At 71.6% G+C, this 19,707-nt stretch carries 18 protein-coding genes; 8 read left to right on the forward strand and 10 right to left on the reverse strand.

What is annotated here, in order from left to right; genetic code table 11:
• The first annotated feature begins 124 nt into the window (after positions 1-124).
• Entirely contained in the window at positions 125-1,423 is a 1,299-nt protein-coding gene (locus IEZ08_RS29680; RefSeq protein ID WP_084780642.1) for a glycosyltransferase, read from the forward strand.
• On the opposite strand, the gene IEZ08_RS29685 is transcribed toward IEZ08_RS29680, so the two are convergent.
• Both IEZ08_RS29685 and IEZ08_RS29690 read right to left on the reverse strand, forming a co-directional pair.
• The gene (locus IEZ08_RS29685; RefSeq protein ID WP_084780643.1) at positions 1,365-1,616 is read right to left on the reverse strand and encodes a DUF4235 domain-containing protein; all 252 of its coding nucleotides are present in this window, start codon (positions 1,614-1,616) and stop codon (positions 1,365-1,367) included. The two genes, IEZ08_RS29680 and IEZ08_RS29685, sit on opposite strands and share 59 nt — an antisense overlap.
• Positions 1,617-1,647: 31 nt before the next feature.
• Positions 1,648-1,911: a DUF6458 family protein gene (locus IEZ08_RS29690; RefSeq protein ID WP_068926328.1), complete on the reverse strand. Its 264-nt coding sequence runs from the start codon at positions 1,909-1,911 to the stop codon at positions 1,648-1,650.
• A gap of 77 nt (positions 1,912-1,988) precedes the next feature.
• On the opposite strand from IEZ08_RS29690, the gene IEZ08_RS29695 reads away from it, so the two are divergent.
• Entirely contained in the window at positions 1,989-2,522 is a 534-nt protein-coding gene (locus IEZ08_RS29695) for a shikimate kinase (protein ID WP_229803639.1), read from the forward strand.
• A 24-nt stretch (positions 2,523-2,546) separates the two neighbouring features.
• Here the strand turns inward: IEZ08_RS29695 and IEZ08_RS29700 are convergent, their stop codons facing one another.
• The 3 genes from IEZ08_RS29700 to IEZ08_RS29710 all read right to left on the reverse strand — a co-directional run bounded on the left by IEZ08_RS29700 (position 2,547) and on the right by IEZ08_RS29710 (position 7,490).
• On the reverse strand, positions 2,547-3,143 hold the full coding sequence (locus IEZ08_RS29700) for a DUF305 domain-containing protein (protein ID WP_068926330.1): 597 nt from the start codon (positions 3,141-3,143) through the stop codon (positions 2,547-2,549).
• A gap of 93 nt (positions 3,144-3,236) precedes the next feature.
• Positions 3,237-4,097, reverse strand: coding sequence for a lytic polysaccharide monooxygenase auxiliary activity family 9 protein (locus tag IEZ08_RS29705; RefSeq protein WP_229803641.1), 861 nt, complete (start codon positions 4,095-4,097; stop codon positions 3,237-3,239).
• 261 nt (positions 4,098-4,358) lie between these two features.
• Positions 4,359-7,490 (reverse strand): M14 family metallopeptidase, encoded by a 3,132-nt coding sequence (locus IEZ08_RS29710; RefSeq protein WP_189243421.1) that lies wholly within the window; start codon positions 7,488-7,490, stop codon positions 4,359-4,361.
• A gap of 248 nt (positions 7,491-7,738) precedes the next feature.
• On the opposite strand from IEZ08_RS29710, the gene IEZ08_RS29715 reads away from it, so the two are divergent.
• From IEZ08_RS29715 to IEZ08_RS29730, 4 genes are all read left to right on the forward strand, one after another.
• A complete protein-coding gene (locus IEZ08_RS29715; protein ID WP_189243422.1) occupies positions 7,739-9,463 on the forward strand; it encodes a serine/threonine-protein kinase in 1,725 nt (574 codons plus the stop codon).
• A complete protein-coding gene (locus IEZ08_RS29720; RefSeq protein WP_189243423.1) occupies positions 9,460-11,127 on the forward strand; it encodes a serine/threonine-protein kinase in 1,668 nt (555 codons plus the stop codon). The genes IEZ08_RS29715 and IEZ08_RS29720 overlap by 4 nt, the downstream gene beginning before the upstream one ends.
• A gap of 177 nt (positions 11,128-11,304) precedes the next feature.
• Positions 11,305-12,756 carry a hypothetical protein gene (locus IEZ08_RS29725; RefSeq protein ID WP_068926338.1) on the forward strand — a complete coding sequence of 484 codons (1,452 nt, stop codon included), beginning with the start codon at positions 11,305-11,307 and terminating at the stop codon, positions 12,754-12,756.
• A 1-nt stretch (position 12,757) separates the two neighbouring features.
• Positions 12,758-14,119, forward strand: a complete 1,362-nt coding sequence (locus IEZ08_RS29730; protein WP_068926340.1) for a hypothetical protein — start codon at positions 12,758-12,760, stop codon at positions 14,117-14,119.
• A gap of 43 nt (positions 14,120-14,162) precedes the next feature.
• On the opposite strand, the gene IEZ08_RS29735 is transcribed toward IEZ08_RS29730, so the two are convergent.
• Entirely contained in the window at positions 14,163-14,393 is a 231-nt protein-coding gene (locus IEZ08_RS29735) for a hypothetical protein (RefSeq protein ID WP_203863532.1), read from the reverse strand.
• Positions 14,394-14,770: 377 nt separating this feature from the next.
• Between IEZ08_RS29735 and recD2 the strand changes: the two genes are divergently transcribed.
• Both recD2 and IEZ08_RS29745 read left to right on the forward strand, forming a co-directional pair.
• Positions 14,771-16,897 (forward strand): SF1B family DNA helicase RecD2, encoded by a 2,127-nt coding sequence (recD2, locus tag IEZ08_RS29740; protein ID WP_229803642.1) that lies wholly within the window; start codon positions 14,771-14,773, stop codon positions 16,895-16,897.
• Between the two features lie 278 nt (positions 16,898-17,175).
• Positions 17,176-17,826, forward strand: a complete 651-nt coding sequence (locus IEZ08_RS29745; RefSeq protein ID WP_203863533.1) for a DUF8757 domain-containing protein — start codon at positions 17,176-17,178, stop codon at positions 17,824-17,826.
• On the opposite strand, the gene IEZ08_RS40705 is transcribed toward IEZ08_RS29745, so the two are convergent.
• From IEZ08_RS40705 to IEZ08_RS29755, 4 genes are all read right to left on the reverse strand, one after another.
• Positions 17,804-17,962 (reverse strand): DUF488 family protein, N3 subclade, encoded by a 159-nt coding sequence (locus tag IEZ08_RS40705; RefSeq protein ID WP_203863534.1) that lies wholly within the window; start codon positions 17,960-17,962, stop codon positions 17,804-17,806. The genes IEZ08_RS29745 and IEZ08_RS40705 overlap by 23 nt on opposite strands.
• Positions 17,896-18,258, reverse strand: coding sequence for a DUF488 domain-containing protein (locus tag IEZ08_RS29750; RefSeq protein WP_203863535.1), 363 nt, complete (start codon positions 18,256-18,258; stop codon positions 17,896-17,898). The genes IEZ08_RS40705 and IEZ08_RS29750 overlap by 67 nt, the downstream gene beginning before the upstream one ends.
• A gap of 168 nt (positions 18,259-18,426) precedes the next feature.
• Entirely contained in the window at positions 18,427-18,549 is a 123-nt protein-coding gene (locus tag IEZ08_RS40380) for a hypothetical protein (RefSeq protein ID WP_268249375.1), read from the reverse strand.
• Positions 18,550-18,686: 137 nt separating this feature from the next.
• The coding region (locus IEZ08_RS29755) for an ATP-binding protein (RefSeq protein WP_308426627.1) at positions 18,687-19,707 on the reverse strand (1,021 nt) is incomplete at its 5' end.

Consider the following 19,707-nt stretch of genomic DNA (forward strand, 5'->3'; position numbering starts at 1 on the left):
CCGGGGACTTCCCGCGCACTCCAAGGTCAAACGGGTTTAAAAGCCTCCACAGGGGTAGGGGATTTCAAAGGATGCCTAAGACGCAGGCACGTTTCTGTCGCATCACCGCTGCGGAGCCGTGCCTATGAACATCGCGATGGTGTCCGAACACGCCAGTCCCCTCGCCGCCATCGGCAGCGCCGACGCGGGCGGCCAGAACGTGCACGTCGCGGCGTTGTCCCGCGCGCTGGCCGCACGGGGGAACACGGTGACCGTCTACACCCGCAGGGACTCCCCCGGCCAGGCCGCGGAGGTCGACTTCGCGCCCGGTGTGACCGTCGTCCACGTCCCCGCCGGTCCACCGGAGAACATCCCCAAAGACGATCTCCTCCCCTGGATGCCGGACTTCAGCCGGTGGATGGCCCGGCGCTGGGCGGTGTCCGCCCCCGACATCGCGCACAGCCACTTCTGGATGAGCGGTCTGGCCGCCCTGGCCGCCGCCCGAGCCACCGGAGTGCCGGTCGTCCACACCTTCCACGCTCTCGGCGCCGTCAAGCGGCGGCACCAGGGCGGCGCCGACACCAGCCCGCGCGAGCGCCTGGAGACGGAGACGGTCATCGCCTCGCAGGTGGACGCGGTGATCGCGACCTGCGCCGACGAGGTGACCGAGCTGAACCGGATGCGGGTCCCCCGGCGGGCCACCCACGTCGTGCCCTGCGGCGTGGACCTGGCCGCCTTCACCCCCGAGGGCCCGGCCCTGGACCTCGGGCCCGGCCCGATCCTGCTCTCCATCGGCCGCCCGGTCCCCCGCAAGGGCGTGGAGACCGTCGTCCGCGCGCTCCGCCTGGTGCCGGGGGCCACGCTGGTCATCGCGGGCGGAGAGCCCGGGGAGCCGGAGATCACCCGGCTGGGGCGGATCGCCGCCGAGTACGGCGTCGCCGACCGGGTGCGGTTCATCGGCAGGGTGGAGCGCTCCGCGGTCCCCGCCCTGATGCGGGCGGCGACCGCGGTGGTCACCGTGCCCTGGTACGAGCCGTTCGGAATCGTCCCGCTGGAGGCCATGGCCTGCGGGGTGCCGGTGGTCGCCTCGGCGGTGGGAGGGCATCTGGACACCGTCGTCCCGGGAGTCACCGGCGTGCTGGTCCCGCCGCGCCGGGAGGCGGCGCTGGCGGACGCGCTCCGCGGGCTGCTCGCGGAGCCGTCGCTGACGGCGGCATACGGCGCCGCGGCGGCGGACCGGGCGGCGTCCCGCTACGGCTGGGAGCGGGTGGCGGCGGAGACGGCGGCCGTCTACGCCGGGGTGCTCGCCCAGCGGAGCCGTACCGCGCAGATAACGGCGGCGGCGCGCCGCTCGCGCGAGGCGAGCGGGCGCGCCCGGCCGACCGTCACTTTCCGGTCGCCTGGTGAAGACTCCGTGCCGCGGAGCGGTCGATCGCTGCCTTGACGACACCGAAAATCGCTCCCTGGACGGCCGCGGCGAGCAGAACCTCGCCCCAGCCGTACTCCTCCGACGTCGCCTGAGGGGCGTCGTCCTTGCCGGAGGCGAATTTCCAGACCTGCTTGAAGATGGCCCCGGCGAGAGCACCGCCGAGCATTCCGCTCACGGCGCCCACACCTCGGGATACGACCTTGCTCACCGTCCGTCCTCCATTTCCCCTGATCAGGAACTCATACGACCGGGGGGTCGTCGTAGCGGCGCTCCTCGTAGATCCGCTGGTGGGTCACCGGGTCCTCGGTGACGACGGTGGTGTTGGACGCCAGGGTGCGGCGGGCGACGTTCATCCGGTAGAGCGCGAACATCAGCCACACCAGGCCGCCGATCATCAGGATCACGCCGAGGACGTTGATGTCGAGCCCAGCGAGGTTGAACTCGATCGCCCAGGTGAAAATGGCGCCGATCATAATGAGGACGATGCCGCCTGCGATGGTCATGGGTCTTCCTCCTTCGAACCAGCTACCTTCTCCCTATCCCTGGTACGGATCTCAAACGTCGCCGCATGGAGGCCGCCGTGATACCTGACCGTCCGATCGTCGTCACCGGCCTGATGGGCTCGGGGAAGACCTCCGTCGCCCGGATACTCGCGGCGGAGCTCGGACGCGAGCTGCGCGACAGCGATCCGGACATCTCCGCCCGGTACGACGGCGCGACGGCGGCGGAGACCGCCGCCGCGGTGGGCGCCGAGGAACTCCACCGGCGTGAGGCGGAGCACCTGGCCTGGGCCCTCGCACAGCGGCCCGCCCCGGTGATCGCCGCAGCGGCCAGTGTGGTGGACGGCCCGGACTGCCGGGCCGTGCTGAAGGCCGCGACGGTGGTCTGGCTGGACGCGCCGCCGGCGACCCTCGCCGAGCGCATGCTCTCCGGTGCGCACCGCCCGCACTTCGAGCCCGATCTGGAGGCGATGCTCACCAAGCAGCGTGCCCGCCGCGGGCCGCTCTTCACCGAGGTCGCGGATCTGATCTTCGACGTCTCCGCGCTCTCCCCCGAGGAGGTGGCCTCCCGGGTGCTCGCCTCGCTCGGTGCGGAACCGTCCGGCGAGGAATGAGGCCGCCGGCCCCGAGGAATGAGGTCACCGGCCCCGGAGCCGCAGCATATGGCCGATCTGGGCGGTGCGGGAGGCGTCGATCCGTTCCGCCAGCCGCCGCACCTCGGGGTGCAGCCCGGCGACCGCCTCCGCCCTGGCGAGCTGGACGGCGTCGTCCTGGTGGGCGATCAGCGCGTCGAGGAACCGCCTCTCGAAGTCGGCCGGGGCCGCGCCGGCGACCTCGGCGACCTCCCGCTCGCTCGTCTCCGGCATGCCGCCGTGGGAGGCGTGCTCGTCGGCGGGGGCGGTCGCGGGCTGGTCCCAGTCCCGCAGCCAGCCGGCCATGGTGGCGGTCTCGGCCTCCTGGGCGGTGACGATGGCCGCCGCGAGGATCCTGACCTCCTGGCGGGCGGCCCGTCCGCCCGCCAGCCGGGCCAGTTCCACGCCCTGGCCGTTGTGGGGGACCATCATCTGCAGGAACATCACGTCGGCGGAGTTGAAGCCGCGGGCGGGACCGGCCTCCGCGGCCCGGTCGGCCACGACGCCGCGCGCCCACTCACCGCTGGAGGCTCCGCAGCCGGTCAGGGCCACGCAGCCGGCCAGAGCGAGGGCGCTCAACGCCGCCGGGACAGTGCGCTTCATCGGGGTCTCCTTGTGGACGGCGGTACCCCGGGCGGGGGATCGGGTCTCCCCCGCCCGGAGCACATTCCCTTGACCGGGAGAGGCCGGGGAACCCTAGACGCGCTTCCACAGGGCGGGGGCGTTCGGCGGCTCCCAGCCCGGCAGCGAGGTGTGCGCCTGCAGGCACTGGTAGGTCGCGCCGCCGTAGGTCACCCGCGCGCCCGCCGCGTAGGCGGTGTTCGGGGCCCAGGTGCCGCCCGGCTGGGTCGCGGTCGGCGTCGGCGTCGGCGTGACCGTCGGGGTGACGGTCGGCGTGGGGGTCGGGGTGGGGGTCGGGGTCGCGCCGCCGCCGAAGTCGACGTCGCTGCAGGTGTAGAAGGCCTCGTCGCTGCCCACCACGCGCTGCCAGATCGAGTAGATCAGGGCGCGGCCGGTCCGCTGCGGGAGGTTGATCGTCCAGTTGGTGTAGGTCGTGGGGTTCTGGTTGGTGAAGGTCTTGATGTGCTCCAGGTCCGACCAGCGCAGCGGCTGGGTCGGGCTCCAGCCGGGCTTGGTGATGTAGAACTCGAAGTTGCTGTTGGCGTGCGGCGCGGTCGCGTGGTAGGTGATCGTCAGCGGTCCCGGGCTCACCTTCGTGGCCGGCCAGTCGGCGCGGGCGAGGTCGAGGCCGCGGTACTTGTCACGCCCGGCGCTGCACAGTTTGCCGTCCGGGATGAGCTGGCGGTGCCGCCCGGCGGCGGTGAGCAGGGACACCTCGTGCCAGTCGTAGAAGGCCTGGGTGCCGCCGGCCGCGACGGCGGCCTTGCACGCCGCGGACTTCGGGCTGTCCGGGCCCTCGGTCTTGCAGACGTAGGCACGGCTGGGGGGATTCGACATGGACCCGTGGGCGCCCGCCGGGGCCGAGGGGATCAGAGCCAGCAGGGATCCGGCCGCAAGGGCGACGGCTCCGGTGGTCACCTTGTGTCGCAGGTGCACGTGGACTCCTCCTGTAGGGGGGAATGGAGGTGGAACATGTCCAACGGCCGACGGATAGCACGTTATTAATAGGAAACCTTACTAAGAATTAGGCGAACCGGCCAGCGGTTCCCGGGAACACGTAGCGGGACACCCGGCGGAACACCCGGCCGGGCACGCGATCGGGCACGCGATCGGGCACACGGCGAGGCACACGACCGGGCACGCGGCGGGGCCGGGCGCCGTACGGCGCCCGGCCCCGGTGACCGGTCCCGTAACCGGCTAACCGATCAGGTACTTCATGATCTTCTTGATCGCGGCGGCCCGCTCGGCGTCGCTCGCCACCTGCTCCAGGCCGAAGCCGAAGAACACGGTGTCCCGCGTGGTGACCGCGGCCGTCTTGTCGGCCTGCGCCCGGGCGAAGTCACCGGCCCCCTGCGGGCTGCCGGGCGGCGGGCCCGGGATGGACCAGGCGCCGAGCCCGGACTCGAAGCCCTCGGCGTCCGGGGTCCCGCCGGCGGTGGTGATCCTGGTGTCGTCCACGAACGCGCCGACCCCGCCGGTGGACGGGTCGGTCACGTAGCCGATCGAGACCTCGACCTGCTTGCCCGCGTAGGCGGACAGGTCGAAGGCCACCTGCCGCCAGCCGCCCGAGTCTCCGGTGAAGGCGTTCCACGACCCGCTGGTCCCGGTCGGCTGACACGGGTTGCCCGGGGTCAGGTAGCGGGTCAGCCACGGGTGCTCCTCCAGCAGGAAGCCGGCCTCGCACTCGGCCGGGACGGCGGTGGTGGTCCCGCCGTTCAGGTCGGGCAGCGCGGTCCAGTCCTCCTGGCCGGCGGTGCGGGCCTCCACGATGACGTGGTCGTAACTCTCCTCGGTGTTGAAGGAAAGCTGGAACTCCAGCTTGGGCTGCTGGGCCGCGGTCACCGACGACAGGTCGACCGTCCGGGTCAGCCTCATGTACGAGTCGTCGGAGTGCGGTCCGGCGACGTACCAGTCGCCCTCGGCCGGGTCGAACGGCCCGGTCGCACCCTCGTAGACCGCCGAGGCCGAGCTCCTGAACTGCGGGAACTCGTCCGGCGGGAGGACATCGCCGGTGACCTGGAGACTGCCGGCCTCGTTCAGCGGGTTGTCGGCCACGGCCGGGCCGCCGAAGGTCGCCGAGGTCCCGGTCAGCGGGGTGCCGGTGCCGGTGACGCCGGTCGGCCCGCTGCGCGAGGTCCTGCCGTACACGCCCATGTAGTACTGGGCGAAGTCGTCGGCCAGGAGCAGGCACTCCTCGAAGAAGCCGTCGAACGTGGTGACGACGCAGTCGGCGTCCGGCGCGCCGTCCAGGCCGTAGTAGACGCCGCCGAGCGTGGCGCCGAGGAGGCCGTAGTAGGCGGCGGTCTCGCCGGTGTGCAGGACCTTGCCGCCCTCGTTGAGGTAGTCGCGCACCGCGATGGTCAGGTCCTGCTGCGACCTCCTGACGTCCAGGTCCGGCAGCGGGCCGAGCGGGGTCTGGGTGACCACGTCCTGCGCCTCCATGGCGAGCCGGTCGTCGCCCAGGTACCAGGCCACCGCCTTGAAGTGGCCCAGCACGCCGAGGTGGTGCGGCACGCCCTGCTTGTCGACGTCCCACGTCTCGGAGGAGTATCCGGCCGTCTGGAGCGCCTGCCGGTACTGCGCGGCGTACTTGGGCGCGGTCACCGACGCCGGGTAGTCGGGGTTGAGTCCGGTGTAGTCCTCGTTGGCCAGCACGAGCACCTTGGCCGAGGACTTCTTCTCCAGCGTGTAGGTGAAGTGCTCGCTCTCCACGGTCCCGGTGCCGAGCCTGAACCCGGTGAACCAGACCTCGACCTTGTCACCCGGTTTCGCGCCCCGCACCGTGGCGCGGTACTCCGCGAAGTACTCGTCGTTCTCGTCGCCGTACCGCTCGCCGCCGCGCCACTCGGTCAGCGGCCTGATCTGGGCGGGCCCGCCGTTGATCCGGAAGCGCATCAGCTTGGCGGCCAGCGACCGGCGGGCGGTCACGGCCACCGGCTGCGGGTCGCCGTAGGAGACGGTGAAGCTGTCGGGACGGAAGTCCGGCGCGGTCCGGCCGACCGGGGAGACGGGCCGGTCGGGGGTGTGCACGGACTTGGCCACGGAGAGCGCCAGCGGGACGTTCTTGGCGAACTCCGCCTGGATCAGCGCCTCGTCGTCGGGGAAGGTGAAGCCCTGGCCGCCCGCGCAGTCCTCAAGCGTCCACTCGTCGTCCGGGACGCTCTCCACCGCGACCTCGCAGGTGCTCATCTCGGGAGTGATCGACAGGGCGCCGCGTCTGTTCGTCATGTGCCCGTCGGTCTCGCCGTTGGTGGTGTAGAGCTCGGCTCCGATGTCGGGGTCGTAGCCGGGCACGGCGGGCGTCGCGTCGTCGCCGAGCAGCGCCTCGAAGATCAGGTCGTCGGGGGTGGGGGTGGCCTGCTGCCAGCCGACGCCGTACAGCAGCAGCTGCGCGGCCGAGTGGTAGTTCATCAGGTAGGTGAAGCCCACCCGCCTGGCCAGGTCGTCGACGGCCTTGGTCTCGGGCTCGGACTGCGCGCTCGGACCGCGGTAGGTCAGGCTGGCCGGGTTGGGCGAGGAGCCCTCGTTGTCGTAGCCCCACTTGTAGGCGAAGTTGCGGTTGAGGTCCACGCCGTCGGCGCTGGTGATCTGCCCGTTGCCGTCGTTGTCGCGGAGGTTCTTGCGCCAGAGCCGGTTGCCCTCGGTGAAGCTGTAGTCGTAGCCGTCGGGGTTGGCCACCGGGATGAACCAGATCTCGGTGGTGTCCACCAGCTTGGTGATCTCGGCGTCGGTGCCGTAGCCGTTGAGGAAGCGCAACAGGAGCCTGCGGACCATCTCCGGCGTGATCCACTCGCGGGCGTGCTGGGCCGCCATGTAGAGCGTGGCCTTGCGGGTGCCGTCCCGGAGCTTGCGGGCGTTCTTGGTGACCTTGATCGCGGTCATCTTCTGGCCCTGGACGGTGGTGCCGTAGTCGACGACCTTGGCGATGTCCGGCTCGGCGTCCGCGGCGGCGACGATCTGCTCGCGGATGCCCCCCGCGCCGCCGTACGGCTTGAAGACGCCGTCGCTCTTGACCGCCGCCCGCTTCTGCGCGGTCTTCTGGACGCTCAGGCTCAGACCGCGCTCGGCCAGCTGTGCCGCCTGGGCCGCACCGAGGACCACCTCAACGGTGATCTTCTTGCCGTCCGCGGACCTGGTGAGCCGGAGCTCCTCCCGGTCGACGCCGGACGCCAGCAGCGCCGCCAGCTGCTGCGCAGTGAGCTCGCCGGTGTAGACGTGAATACCGTCGCCCGCGCCCGGCGGGTCCGGGACCGCCGCCGCGGGCGGGGCCGTGAGCAGGCCCGCCAGCATGGCCATGACGGCGAGGACGGCTAATCGCGCACGCTTCATCGCAACCTCCGCACATTCCCCGGAACACGGGGATGTCCGAAATTTGCGCGGTGCCCGGAACACTGTCAACGCTGTGGACGGCGCTGACCACATGTGGCCAGCGTGATTTTTGGGCCTTCTCCATCGGCTCTTGGTATGCAGCTTCACAGACCGGTACGGCAAGCGCCCGGCACACCGATTTTTCTCACGTTCACTGTCACATCGGGTGACGGGCTGAGCATGATCAGTGAGTCCGCTATTCTCCCGCTATGCCCGACAGGGAAGACTTTGCGGCGCGATACCGCCTCATCCGGGAACTGGGCAGCGGCGGGATGGGGACCGTCTGGCTGGCCAAGGACGAGATGCTCGACCGCGAAGTCGCGGTCAAGGAGCTCACACTGCCCCCGGGGATCGACGGGGCCCGGCGCGCCGAGCTGGTCACCCGTGCCGTCCGGGAGGCCCAGGCCACCGCGCAGATCCGCCATCCGTCGGTGGTCGCCCTGCACGACGTGACGGTCCACGAGGGCAAGCCGTGGATCGTCATGGAACTGCTGCGCGGCCGCAGCCTCACCGCTCTGGTCGAGGAGGAGGGGCCGCTCCCGCCCCAGGAGGTGGCCGCGTTCGGCGCCCAGCTCGTCGACGGGCTCGCCGCGGCCCACGCCCGCGGCATCCAGCACCGCGACGTCAAACCGGGCAACGTCTTCCTGACCGCCTCCGGACGGGCTGTGCTGACCGACTTCGGCATCGCCCGGCTCACCGGCGACGCGACGCTGACCCAGACGGGCCTGCTCATCGGCTCACCCGGTTTCATCGCCCCCGAGCGGCTGGACGGCGAGCGCGGCGGGCCCGCCTCGGACCTGTGGTCGCTGGGGGCCACGCTGTACTACGCGGTCGAGGGCGTGCCCGCCTACGAGGGCGAGCCCATGGCCCGGCTGAGCGCGGCGCTGTCCGGGCGCATCCGGCCGCCCCGGACGGCGGGCCCGCTGGAGCCGGTCCTGATGGCGATGATGACCAGGGACCCGGCGCAGCGGCCGGACGCGAGCACCGCCCGGTGGCTGCTCACCCAGGTCGCCGAGGGCCGCGTTCCCGAGCTCCGCGAGCTCCGCGAGCTCCGCGACGGCCACGAGATCCCCGGACTCTCCGGACCCTCCCACGTCACCGGGGACCCGGCGTTCCGGACCCAGCCTCCGCCCCCGCCCCCCGGATCGGTCCCGGTCCCCCTCCCGCCACCGGAATCGGCCCCGGCCCCGCTCCCGCCCCCGCCTCCGCCTCCGCCTCCGCCTCCGGGGGCGACGCCGGCGCCCCTTCCGCCCCCCGGCTCGGCGACCCCCCTCCCGGTACCGCAGGGCGAGGCCCCGCCCGGTGCGCGGAACCGGCTGCGGCTCTGGATCGCGGTGGCGGTGGCGGTCGTCCTCGTCGCGGCCGGGGCGGGCGTCGCCGTGGCGCTCATGGCCGGGGAGCGGGAGCGGACGGAGTTCGCCGGACCGGTGGACTTCTGCTCGCTGCTCACCCCGGCGCAGGCGCGCGAGGTCATGCGGGCTCCCCAGCCGCCGAACGGCGCGCCGTACCAGGAGGGCTGCGCCTGGACCACGGGCAACAGCGGGGTCGCCCTGATCCCGCACACCGTCGACGGCGTCGCGCAGCCGTGGGGGATGAGCCCGGACGCGGCCCGCGAGCACCTGGCCGCCCTGGACAGGTCGTACCGGCAGACCAGGACGATCGAATGGGAGTGGAAGGAGGCCGGGATCGGCCGCGTGAAGGCCAGGACCACCGCCCCGCGCCCGGTGCCCGAGCTGGGCGAGGGGGCGTTCGCCTACGACCTGACCTCCGAGAACGGCCAGACCCACACCGGCGTCGTGCACTTCCGCGTCCTCAACCTCGTCCTCGAGGCCAGGTACTCCACGATCTCCTCCAGGCCCACCGACGCCGACATCAGGAACGGCGCGCTCAAGGCCGCACGGTGGGCCCAGACGGCGCTGCGGAACGGGAAATGACGGGACGGGAGATGACCGGAGGGGAGGGCGCCGAGCCCACACGGACGCTCGCGGGCCGGTACCGGCTGCTGGAACGGCTGGGCGAGGGCGGCGCGGGCACGGTCTGGCGCGCCCGCGACGAGATGCTCCGCCGCGACGTGGCGGTCAAGGAACTGCGCGGCGGGCGCGACTTCGCCGAACGCGCCATCCACGAGGCCCGCGCCGCCGCCCGCATCAGCCACCCGGCCATCGTCATGGTCCACGACGTGGTGAACGACGGCGGCCGGCCGTGGATCGTGATGGACCTGGTCGGCGGGGACTCGCTGGACCGGGTGATCCACCGGGAGGGGCCGCTGCCGCCGCGCCAGGTCGCCTCGATCGGCCTGCGCGTGCTGGACGCGCTGGAGGCCGCCCACGACCACGGCCTGCTGCACCGCGACGTCAAGCCCGCCAACGTGCTGCTGGACCTGGACGGCACCGCCATGCTGGCCGACTTCGGCATCGCCGCCCCGCTGACCGGCGAGCTGAGCCTGGTCAGCCGGGCCGGCTCGGCCGGCTACACCGCCCCCGAGCGCCTCCGCGAAGAACCCGCCGGACCCGCCTCGGACCTGTGGGCCCTGGGCGCGACGCTGTACGCCGCGGTCGAGGGGCGGGCCCCCTTCCACCACGACCACCCGGCCGCCGTCGCCGCCGCGGTGCTGATGCGCGAGCCGCCGGCCCCGGAACGCGCCGGACCCGAACTCGGCGGGCTCCTGCTGGCCCTGCTGGCCAAGGACCCCCAGGCGCGCCCGGCCCCGGAGGAGATCCGGCGCGTCCTGACCGGCGTCGCCCGCTCGGGCCGGACCTCGGGCACCTTCCCCCTCACCCGCCCGGACCCCCGGGGCCCCTCCTACCGGGATCCGCACGCGGCGCACCACGGCGCGAACGGGTCCGCCGCCGTCCGGCCGGGCATGGACAGCCTCCCCACCGTGCCCGCCCGCGTGCGCGACCGGCGGCCCCGCGGCACCGGGCGCCGCCGGTCCGCGTGGATCGCCGGGGCGGTCCTGCTGGTGGCCGTGGCCACCGGGACCGCCCTCGCCTGGCGGACGGCCGCCTCCGACGAGCCCGCACCGGACCGCGGACGGTTCGCCGCCGCGCCGGAGGCCTGCGGCCTGCTCACCGTCGAACAGGCCCGCGAGCTGATCGGCAAGGTCACCGACCCCCGGATGACCAAGGCGGACACGTGCGAGTGGAACGAGCCCGACGGGCGCCGGTACCGCTGGATCACCGTGCAGACGCAGGCCGTACCCGCGGCGGCGGGCCTGGGCGCGCCCGAGGCGGCCCGGCGGCTGCTCGAGCGGCACAAGCAGGAGGCCGTCGCCGCAGCCGGCCCCCAGCAGCGGGATCTGTACCGTGAGACGCTCTCCCCGGTCCGCGATCTGTCCGGGATCGGCGACCAGGCGTTCACCCAGGACGTCGCGCGGCAGGGCGGGATCTACGACAGGACCGTCTGCACGACCTGGTTCCGGGTCAGCAATCTGATCGTCAAGGTCGAGTGGGTGCGCGCGGAGGAGGGCGGGGTCACCCCGGCCGACCAGCGGGCCGTGCGCCGCGCGACCGAGCTGGTCGCGGCGGAGCTGACGGCCGCACCGCCGGGCGGGACGACTGGGCCCTCCGCGGAGGGGTCCCAGGCTCCCGGTGAGTGAGCCCGTGGAGCGCGGACCGTCGGAGAGCGTCCCCGGAAAGGGTGAATCCGGAAGGAGCGAACCACAGCCCGTCCGCGTGACTCCTACTACAGGAACTACAGGAAACGACAGGAAACTCCGTCCGCCACGCCCCTCCGGCCCCCTCCGCTCCCTCCGATTCACCCCGCAGGAGGCTCCATGAGCCACGACAGTCCCGAGCCCTCCACCCGGCAGCTCCGGTGGACGGCCACCGTGCCCTCCCCCGCCGCCCCCCGGCGGGGCCGGACGGCCCTCGCCGTGGCGGGCGTGGCCGTCCTCGCCGCGGTGGGTGGGGCAAGCGCCTACCTGGTGACCCGCTCCCTCACCGCGCCGGCGCCGGGCCCGGCGCCGTCCCCGGCCGTCGCCCCCGCCACGCCCGTCGCCGGGGCCGCCACGGGGCCGATCAACGCCTGCGCCACGATCGACACGATCGAGACCGAACGCCTCGTCCCGCGTGCGAAGGTGAGCGACTCCGTCACCGACAAGCGGGACGAGTTCTCCTACATGGCCTGGAACTGCGCCTGGAACAACCCCAGCTACTCCTTCGGGGAGTACACCAGGAACCGCGAGATCACGGTCGTGATCACCCAGCACTACGCCCGCGAGAAGGACAGCGCCGACACCGTCTCCCGGCAGCAGTACGGCATCGAACTCAGCACCAGCCAGTTCAGGGCGGCTCGTCCCGACAAGGAGAGCTACTACGCGATGGCGAAGCTGGACGGGATCGGTGACGAGGCGCACTTCCGCTACACCTGGCTCAAGAAGAACACGATCGCCTACGGTGAGGGGTTCGGCCGGATCGGGGACATCACGATCAAAGTGGAGTACGAGGCCAGTCAGCAGCGCAAGGATTCGCCCCTGTTCACCTCCAAGGGAAGGACGGCGATCAGCGAGGAGAACGCGAGGCGGGAGATCAAACTCCTGCTCGGGCAGGTGTCGGAGTCGGTCGCGGCCTGGCGGGCGGGCAAGCCGTACGCGCGCGCGACCCTCACCCCCACCCCGACGCCGACCGGGCCCGCCCCGACGCCCACGCCCACGGCGATCGCCTTCCCCAAGACCTGCGAGGCGGTGACGCCGGTCGCCGCCTCCCTGGTCCCGGGCCACCGGTCGAATTCGGAGAGAACGCAGGACGGAGGCAAGACGATCACCGTCTGCCGGTGGAACAACCGGGAGATCCCCCTCCCGAAGGGGCTCGGCCTGCGCACCGTCTACGTCAGCTTCACCACCTTCACCAACCGGGCCGGTGTCCCGGACCCCGGCGCGGCCAGGCAGTACTACATCGACCTGCGCGCCAACGCCAAGGAGTGGGAGGGGAGCGGATTGGAAGGACTCTTCTACCACAAGGTGACCGAGCCCAAGGACTGGGGAGACCGCGCCCACTACCAGTACCGGAAGAACCGCACGCCCACCGTGCACGCGGGCATCGCCGACAGCGCGGTGCTGATCGGCCCGACCGTGATCGAGGTGACCCACGGCGGCTCCGAGCGCGCGAAGGGCGAGCCGATCAACGCTCCCGGGTCCGTCCTCATGCCGCAGGAGCAGGCGCTCGACGGGCTCGTCGAGGTCACCGAGGCGGTCGTCGGCGCCTTCCGGAAGACCGGGACGGACTGACATGACGACCAGCGACTCCCGGCGGCGCTGGCTGGCGCCCGCGGTGGCGGGCGGGACCGCCCTGGCCGTGGCCGGTGGCGTCATCGCCTACGCCGTGTCCCGCCCCGGCGCCGGGACGACCGAGGCCGCACCCGCCGCCTCGGCCACACCCGCCGTGCACTCCCCGGACGACCCGCCGGACGTCTGTTCCATGATCGGCAGGGCCGACGCCGAGCGCCTCGCCCCCCGGGCGACGGCCCGCAGCAGCAGTTCGGGCGACTCCACCGCGACCACCTGGACCTGCACCTGGAACGGGAGCCTCCTGCCCGACGAGCTCGGAACGGCCGGGCGGATCGAGCTTCAGATCAAGCGGTACAAGGGGGCGGGGAGGGACGCCGAGATCGCCGCGACGCGGCAGTACGCCAACGACATCCGGCTCGACCAGAGCGCCACGTCCAGGACCGACGAGGACTACGCCTACACCCCGGTGCGGAGGTTCAGCGGAATCGGTGACTCGTCGCACGGCCAGTACTCCCGCTCCCGCACCGGGAACGGATACGACGAGGCCAAGGGCTACAGCAGGGTCGGGGACGTCACCGTTCAGGTGAAGCACCACCCCGGAGGACGCTCCGCGCCGCCCCTTCCCACGGGGGACATCCCGTCCGCCGTGGGGAAGGAGATGCTGCGGGAGGTCGAGTCCCTCCTGCGCCAGGCGTCGGAGTCCGTCGCCGCCTGGCGCGCGGGTAAGCCGTACGCGCGTCCGGCCTCCCCGGCGGCCACGCCCGCACCCGCCGGCACGCCCACGCCCGTCCCGGTCGACTTCTCCGCGAACTGCGCCAAGTTCAGCCTGGCCGCCTTCAGGTTCGTTCCGGAGCCGAAGACCGGGGCCGCCCGGACCGTGCAGCCCGACCGCACGGTCACCGACTGCTGGTGGGAGAACACGGACATCCCCGTGGACGGGGGCCTGCGGCTGCGCAACGTCTCCATCAGCACCGTCGCCTTCACCGACCGCGCCGGCGGCCCGGATCCCGAGGGGGCCCGGCGGCACTACGAGGAGCGCCGGACCAGGGCGGTGAAGCGGGCGCGGGACGGCAAGGACCCCGAGTTCCCCGGCATCTCCTTCGGCAGGGCCACCGATCTCCAGGGGGTGGCCGAGCGGGCGTACATGCAGCCCCGGCAGCACCGGACCTCCGAGCTGCGCGTGGGGGTGGCGAGCGGGCTCATGCTCGTCGGCGCCACCGTCGTCGAGGTCTCCTACGTGGGCTCCGACCGCCCCCGGGGCACCGGCATCGGCTCCCCCACGTCCGTCCTCATGCCGGAGAAGGAGGCCGTCGCCCGCTTCGTCCCCCTCGTCAAGGCGGTCGCCGCGGCCGCCGGCCAATGAGCCGGGTGGGCGATCCCCCGGCCACCCGGCCGGATCCCGCCGGTCACACCAGGACGGGCGAGGTGGAATTCACCCGGTCGGCCATGGTCAGAGCCCAGCGCATCCGGGTGGTGTAGGCGTCGGGATGGTCACCGGCCTCCTGCGCGACACGGGCCAGGCAGTCGCCGAGGTCTCCGTGGCAGGCGCGCAGCCGGTTCTCGATGGCGGTGAGCGCCTGCTCCGGCGAGGGCTCGTCGGATGCCTGCAACGCGGAGGCGAAGAGAACCTGTGCCATCTCGCACACACTCATCGTGATCAGCATCGCATGCCTCTCTCCCCCGGGGATCTTCGGGCCTGAGGACCCGGGGTGCCCCGTCTGATCGTTATGTCCTGCTCACAGCTCTATAGTCTCGAACGGCACCGACATTTTCAGAGTTCCACCGCCGCCCCCGGACAACTTCCGGACAATCCCTGAGCCGACCCCCCGACGATCCCTGAGCCGTCCCCGGCGATCCCCTGACGGGCCCCCGCCGCGGACCGCCGAACACGGGCTTCGCCCGGATTGTCGGTCCAACGTCCTAACCTGCCGACCAGGCCCGCGGTTCGGACGCGGCCGTCCCGCGGATCGGCGGCCTGTGACGCGGGGCCGTACGGGATGATTGGATCCTGACCGTGGAAGCCTCGGTCGAGCAACTGGTTTACGTCCGGGAGGACGAATACACCGTCGCGCGGATGAGCGCCGAGGACATGCCCGCCTTCGTCGCCTCGGGCCGGGCGCTGGCCGGGGTGCAGCCCGGAGAGACGCTCAAGCTCGTCGGCGAGTGGGACGACCACCCGCGCCACGGCAGGCGCCTGCTGGTCAGCGCGTGTGAGCGGGTGATCCCGTCCACGGTCCGGGCCATCGAGCTGTATCTCGGCTCCGGCCTGATCCGCGGCATCGGCCCGCGTCTGGCCCACGCCATCGTCAGCCACTTCGGTGAGGAAAGTCTTACGGTCATCGACACCGATCCCGTACGGCTGCGGGAGGTCATCAACATCGGCCCGGTGCGGCAGGCGCAGATCGTCGAGGCGTGGCGGGAGCAGAAGGCGATCGCGGCGCTGATGGTGGTCCTGCAGGGGTACGGCATCAGCCCGCTGCTCGCCGCGAAGGTCTACCAGGCGTTCGGTGCTCAGGCGGCCGAGATCCTGACCTCCGACCCCTACCGGCTCATCGGCCGGGTCAGGGGGATCGCGTTCGCCATCGCCGACCGGATCGCCCTGCGCTCGGGTGTGCCGGAGAGCAGCCCGCAGCGGATCCAGGCGGCGGTCCTCGACCGGCTGGAGGCGGCGGCCAGCGGCGGAGGGCACTGTTACCTGCCGCTGCTCGCCGTCCTCGTCCAGACCGGCGAGCTGATCGGCCAGGACGAGGACCTGATCCGGCAGGCGGTCGACGCCCTGGTGGCCGAGCGACGGGTGGTCACCGAGACGTCCCCGGAGCGGCCCGGCCAGACCGTCGTCTACACCAAGGAGCTCCACAGCCGGGAGCTCGCCCTCACCGACCACCTGACCAGGCTCTTCAACGCCCGCTCGACCCTGCCGATGCGCGCCTTCGAGGAGGACGCCACCCTCAACGACGACCAGCGCGCCGCGGTGACCATGGCGCTGACCGCCACCGTGTCGGTCCTCACCGGCGGCCCGGGCTGCGGCAAGAGCCACACGGTCAGGGCGATCGCGGCCACCGTACGGGCGATGGGCGGCACGGTCACCCTCACCGCGCCCACCGGCAAGGCCGCCAAACGACTGTCGGAGCTCACCGGCCTGCCCGCCATGACGGTCCACCGCATGCTCGCCCACCAGCCCGACCCCGACGCCCTGTTCGACCGCAATCCCGCGCACGCCGACCTGGTCGTCGTCGACGAGGCCTCCATGCTCGACCTGCAGCTGGCCACCCGGCTGTGCGGGGCCATCCCCTCCGGCGGCCACCTGCTGCTCGTCGGCGACAGCGACCAGCTCCCCAGCATCGGCCCCGGCAACGTCCTGGCCGACCTGCTGCGCGTGGAGGACATCCCCCGGGTCCGGCTGACCCACATCTTCCGCCAGGCCGGGGACAGCGCCATCGTCCAGGCCGCCCACCGGATCCGTGCCGGGGACCTGCCCCGCCTGCCCGGCGGGGGCGGCTTCTGGTTCGAGGAGCTCGACGACCCCGAGGCCGTCGCCGAGCGGGTGGTCCACCTGGCGACGGTGGCGATCCCGCGCAAGCAGAACGTGGACCCGGGCCAGGTGCAGGTGTTGTGCCCGATGCGCAAAGGCACGACGGGCGCCACCGAACTCGGCCGCAGGCTGCAGGAACGGCTCAACCCGGCCGCCGAGGGCAAGGCCGAGCACTGGTCGGGCGCCTCGGTCTTCCGGGTCGGCGACCGGGTCATGCCGATCCGCAACAACTACGACAAGGGCGTCTTCAACGGCGAGACCGGCACCGTCACCCGCGTCGTGCCGGAGGAGCGGCTGGTGGAGATCGTCATCGACGACGGCGACCCGGTCGCCTACGGCTTCGACGAGCTCGACGACCTGACCCACGCCTACGCCATCAGCGTCCACCGCTCGCAGGGCAGCGAGTACCCCTTCGTGGTCGCCCCGATCGTCGCCGACGCCGGCGGCGTCATGCTCCGTCGCCGGCTGCTCTACACCCTGGTCACCCGGGCGAAGTCCTGGGTGGTCCTGGTCGGCCGGCGCGACGCCCTGGAACTGGCGGTCCACCGCCTCGGCCGCCTCCGCAACACCGGCCTCGCCCCCCGCCTCGCCCTCAGCCTCTCCGGCTGAGGACGCCCTCCCAGGATATGGGGGTGCACTTATATAAAGTGCACCCCCATATCCGCGTTCCGGGCCGCCTTCCTTTCCGGCAGCTGAAGCCAGGAAATCAGATGTCATTTGTCCGGCTATGGACGGTTCCGACGAGAGAGAACGTAAACGAAAAAGTAAAGCTAGTCTTAGGGCTTGCAGTGCGATCCACACGGAGGAGCCCATGACAGAGCAGCCCTCTCTTTCCCCCTTCACTGGGAACGGTCCAACCCAAGCCGTCGGGGACCCGTTTCCAGCGAATGAAGGCGCTGATCACCGTCAAAGCAGCCCCCAATCCCTCCGAAGCCTACGGAGAGACCGTGTGCGTGGCCGCACTACGACTCGACCTCGATCATCCAGGGTGGATACGGCTTTATCCCATCAACTTCCGCGAGCTGGACGGCGACTCCCAGTTCCGGAAATACGACGTGGTCAGCCTGGAGGCCAAGCCCAGTCCGAGCGACCCTCGCGCAGAGAGCCGGCGGCCACGGTCTGACAGCTTCGTCGAAATCCTCTCCCTGGACATCGAGCCCCATCCCGGCTGGACCCATGCCGAACGGAGAAAGATTGAGCAATACGTTCAGCAGCTCGGCCTCTTCGACGCCGCACCGCGCACGGCCCTCCAGGCGCCCAGGTTCAAGGCGTGGTACCGCTACCGGTGTCACGCCTCCGCCCGCACCACACATCGGCAGGGAATCTACGACTGGGAGTTGGTCGCGTTGCAGCGCAACGTGAGCGCTCGTGGCGACGAAGGAGTGAAGAAGGCCATTCGTGAGAAGTTCTGGGACCTGATGTGCGCGATAGACCGCGACACTATTTTCTATGTCGGCAACCAGCAGGCCCATCCGCAGAGCTTCATCATCCTAGGGGTGGTCTACCCTCAGAGGCTCACACCGGTACGGCGCAGCTGAGACGTTCGCGTACGGCCTCCAGCACGAGATCGCGATGACAACGGTGCTCGTCGGCTTCGAAGCACATGATCACCACCGTCTGGCGCTGAGCGGCTTCGACGATCCGGTCCAGGCACTGGCGGGCTCCTGCCTCCATGGCCGACCGGCGTAGACATCACGAGCCGTCCTCAACTCCGCCGGCTCACCGCCGAATCCCGCCCTGTTCCATTTGGGGTTGCCCAACTCCCGCATGTGCTCATAGACGATCCCCGCATCGGCAAGCGCATTGGACAATGCGGTCTTGCTGAAGCCACGTTTCCGGGAGATCGGGTTCAGTCGTACGTCGATCAGCAGCTCCACGTTTTCCCGGCGAAGGCGTCGGATGAACTCGCCGAGGTCGCAGCCCTCGTACCCGATTCCGGTCAGCCGCACGTACTGTTCGAACGTAAGCATGGTTCGCACTCTCTCATGCCTGGTTGTGGCCGTCACATAGATCTCACGAGATGTCTGCGACCACTCGGCGCCGGCCGATCGTGCCTGAAGGGGTAGCGCATCCACCCGCCGATCGGCTGAGATCACTTCCCGCATCTTCCCGGCTGAGAGATCCCATGCCTGTGACGGTCACCGCGGCTGCCGGGCGACCGCGCGGCGGCCGGCCCGGTAGGCCTGGCGGCAGGCGGCCTCCGTCATGCCGAGCATCGCCGCGATCTCCTGCAACCCGTAGGAGAGATCGTCGTGAAGCACCTGCACTGCCCGCTGACGCGCCGTCGCCTGCATCGTCTTCGCCCTTCTCCGGTAGCACTTCGTCCTGGGGACAACAGTGCCAACAATCGGGCGTCAGATCAGTCAGGGATGCTGTTCAGTCCATGGTGGGGTAAACCCTACCCTCGTTGACCGGCCTCCCTGATCTCGCAGATCACCGCTCCGGCGACGACGCTCTCACCCGCCGAGGCCTTCAGCCCGGCGATCACTCCCGCCCTGTGCGCGGTCAGCGGCTGCTCCATCTTCATCGCCTCCAGGACCACGATCGTCTCGCCCTCGCGCACGACGTCCCCGTCGGCCGCCACGACCTTCACGATCGTCCCCTGCATGGGACTGACCAGGGCGTCGCCTCCGCCGCCCGCCGTGTTCGCCGGGGTCCTGCCGCCGCGCGACGCCCTGGCGGTCCTGGCCGTGCCGTTGCCCGCCGTACCTCCGGTCACCGCACCGTCACCCGCCGCGCCCAGCCCGGCGGGCAGGACCACCTCCAGCCGCCTGCCGCCGACCTCGACCGTGACCCGCTTGCGCGACTCCGGCTCGGCGGTTTCCGCGGGCCCGGGGTAGGGCTCGATCGTCTGGGCGAACTCCGTCTCGATCCACCGCGTGTGGACGGAGAACGGCTCCCGGGTGAACGCGGGATCGGTCACGATGTGCCGGTGGAAGGGCAGCACGGTGGGCATGCCCTCGATGTCCAGCTCCGCGAGCGCCCGGCGCGACCTTTCGAGGGCTTCGGTACGGCTGCGCCCGGTGACGACGAGCTTGGCCACGAGCGAGTCGAAGGCCCCGGGCACGGTCATCCCGGTCTCGTAGCCGGAGTCGAGCCGGACGCCGGGACCGCCCGGCACGCGCAGGGCGGTCAGCGTCCCCGGCGCGGGCATGAAGTTCCGCCCGGCGTCCTCGGCGTTGATCCGGAACTCGATCGAGTGGCCGCGCAACACCGGATCGCCGTAGCCGAGCTCCTCCCCGGCGGCGATCCGGAACATCTCCCGGACCAGGTCGATCCCGGCGACCTCCTCGGTGACCGGATGCTCGACCTGCAGCCGGGTGTTGACCTCCAGGAAGGAGACCGTGCCGTCCTGGCCCACCAGGAACTCACACGTGCCCGCGCCCACGTACCCCGCCTCACGCAAGATCGCCTTGGAG

Origin of the sequence: Planobispora rosea, assembly GCF_014648175.1 — a bacterium.
Classification (GTDB): domain Bacteria; phylum Actinomycetota; class Actinomycetes; order Streptosporangiales; family Streptosporangiaceae; genus Planobispora; species Planobispora rosea.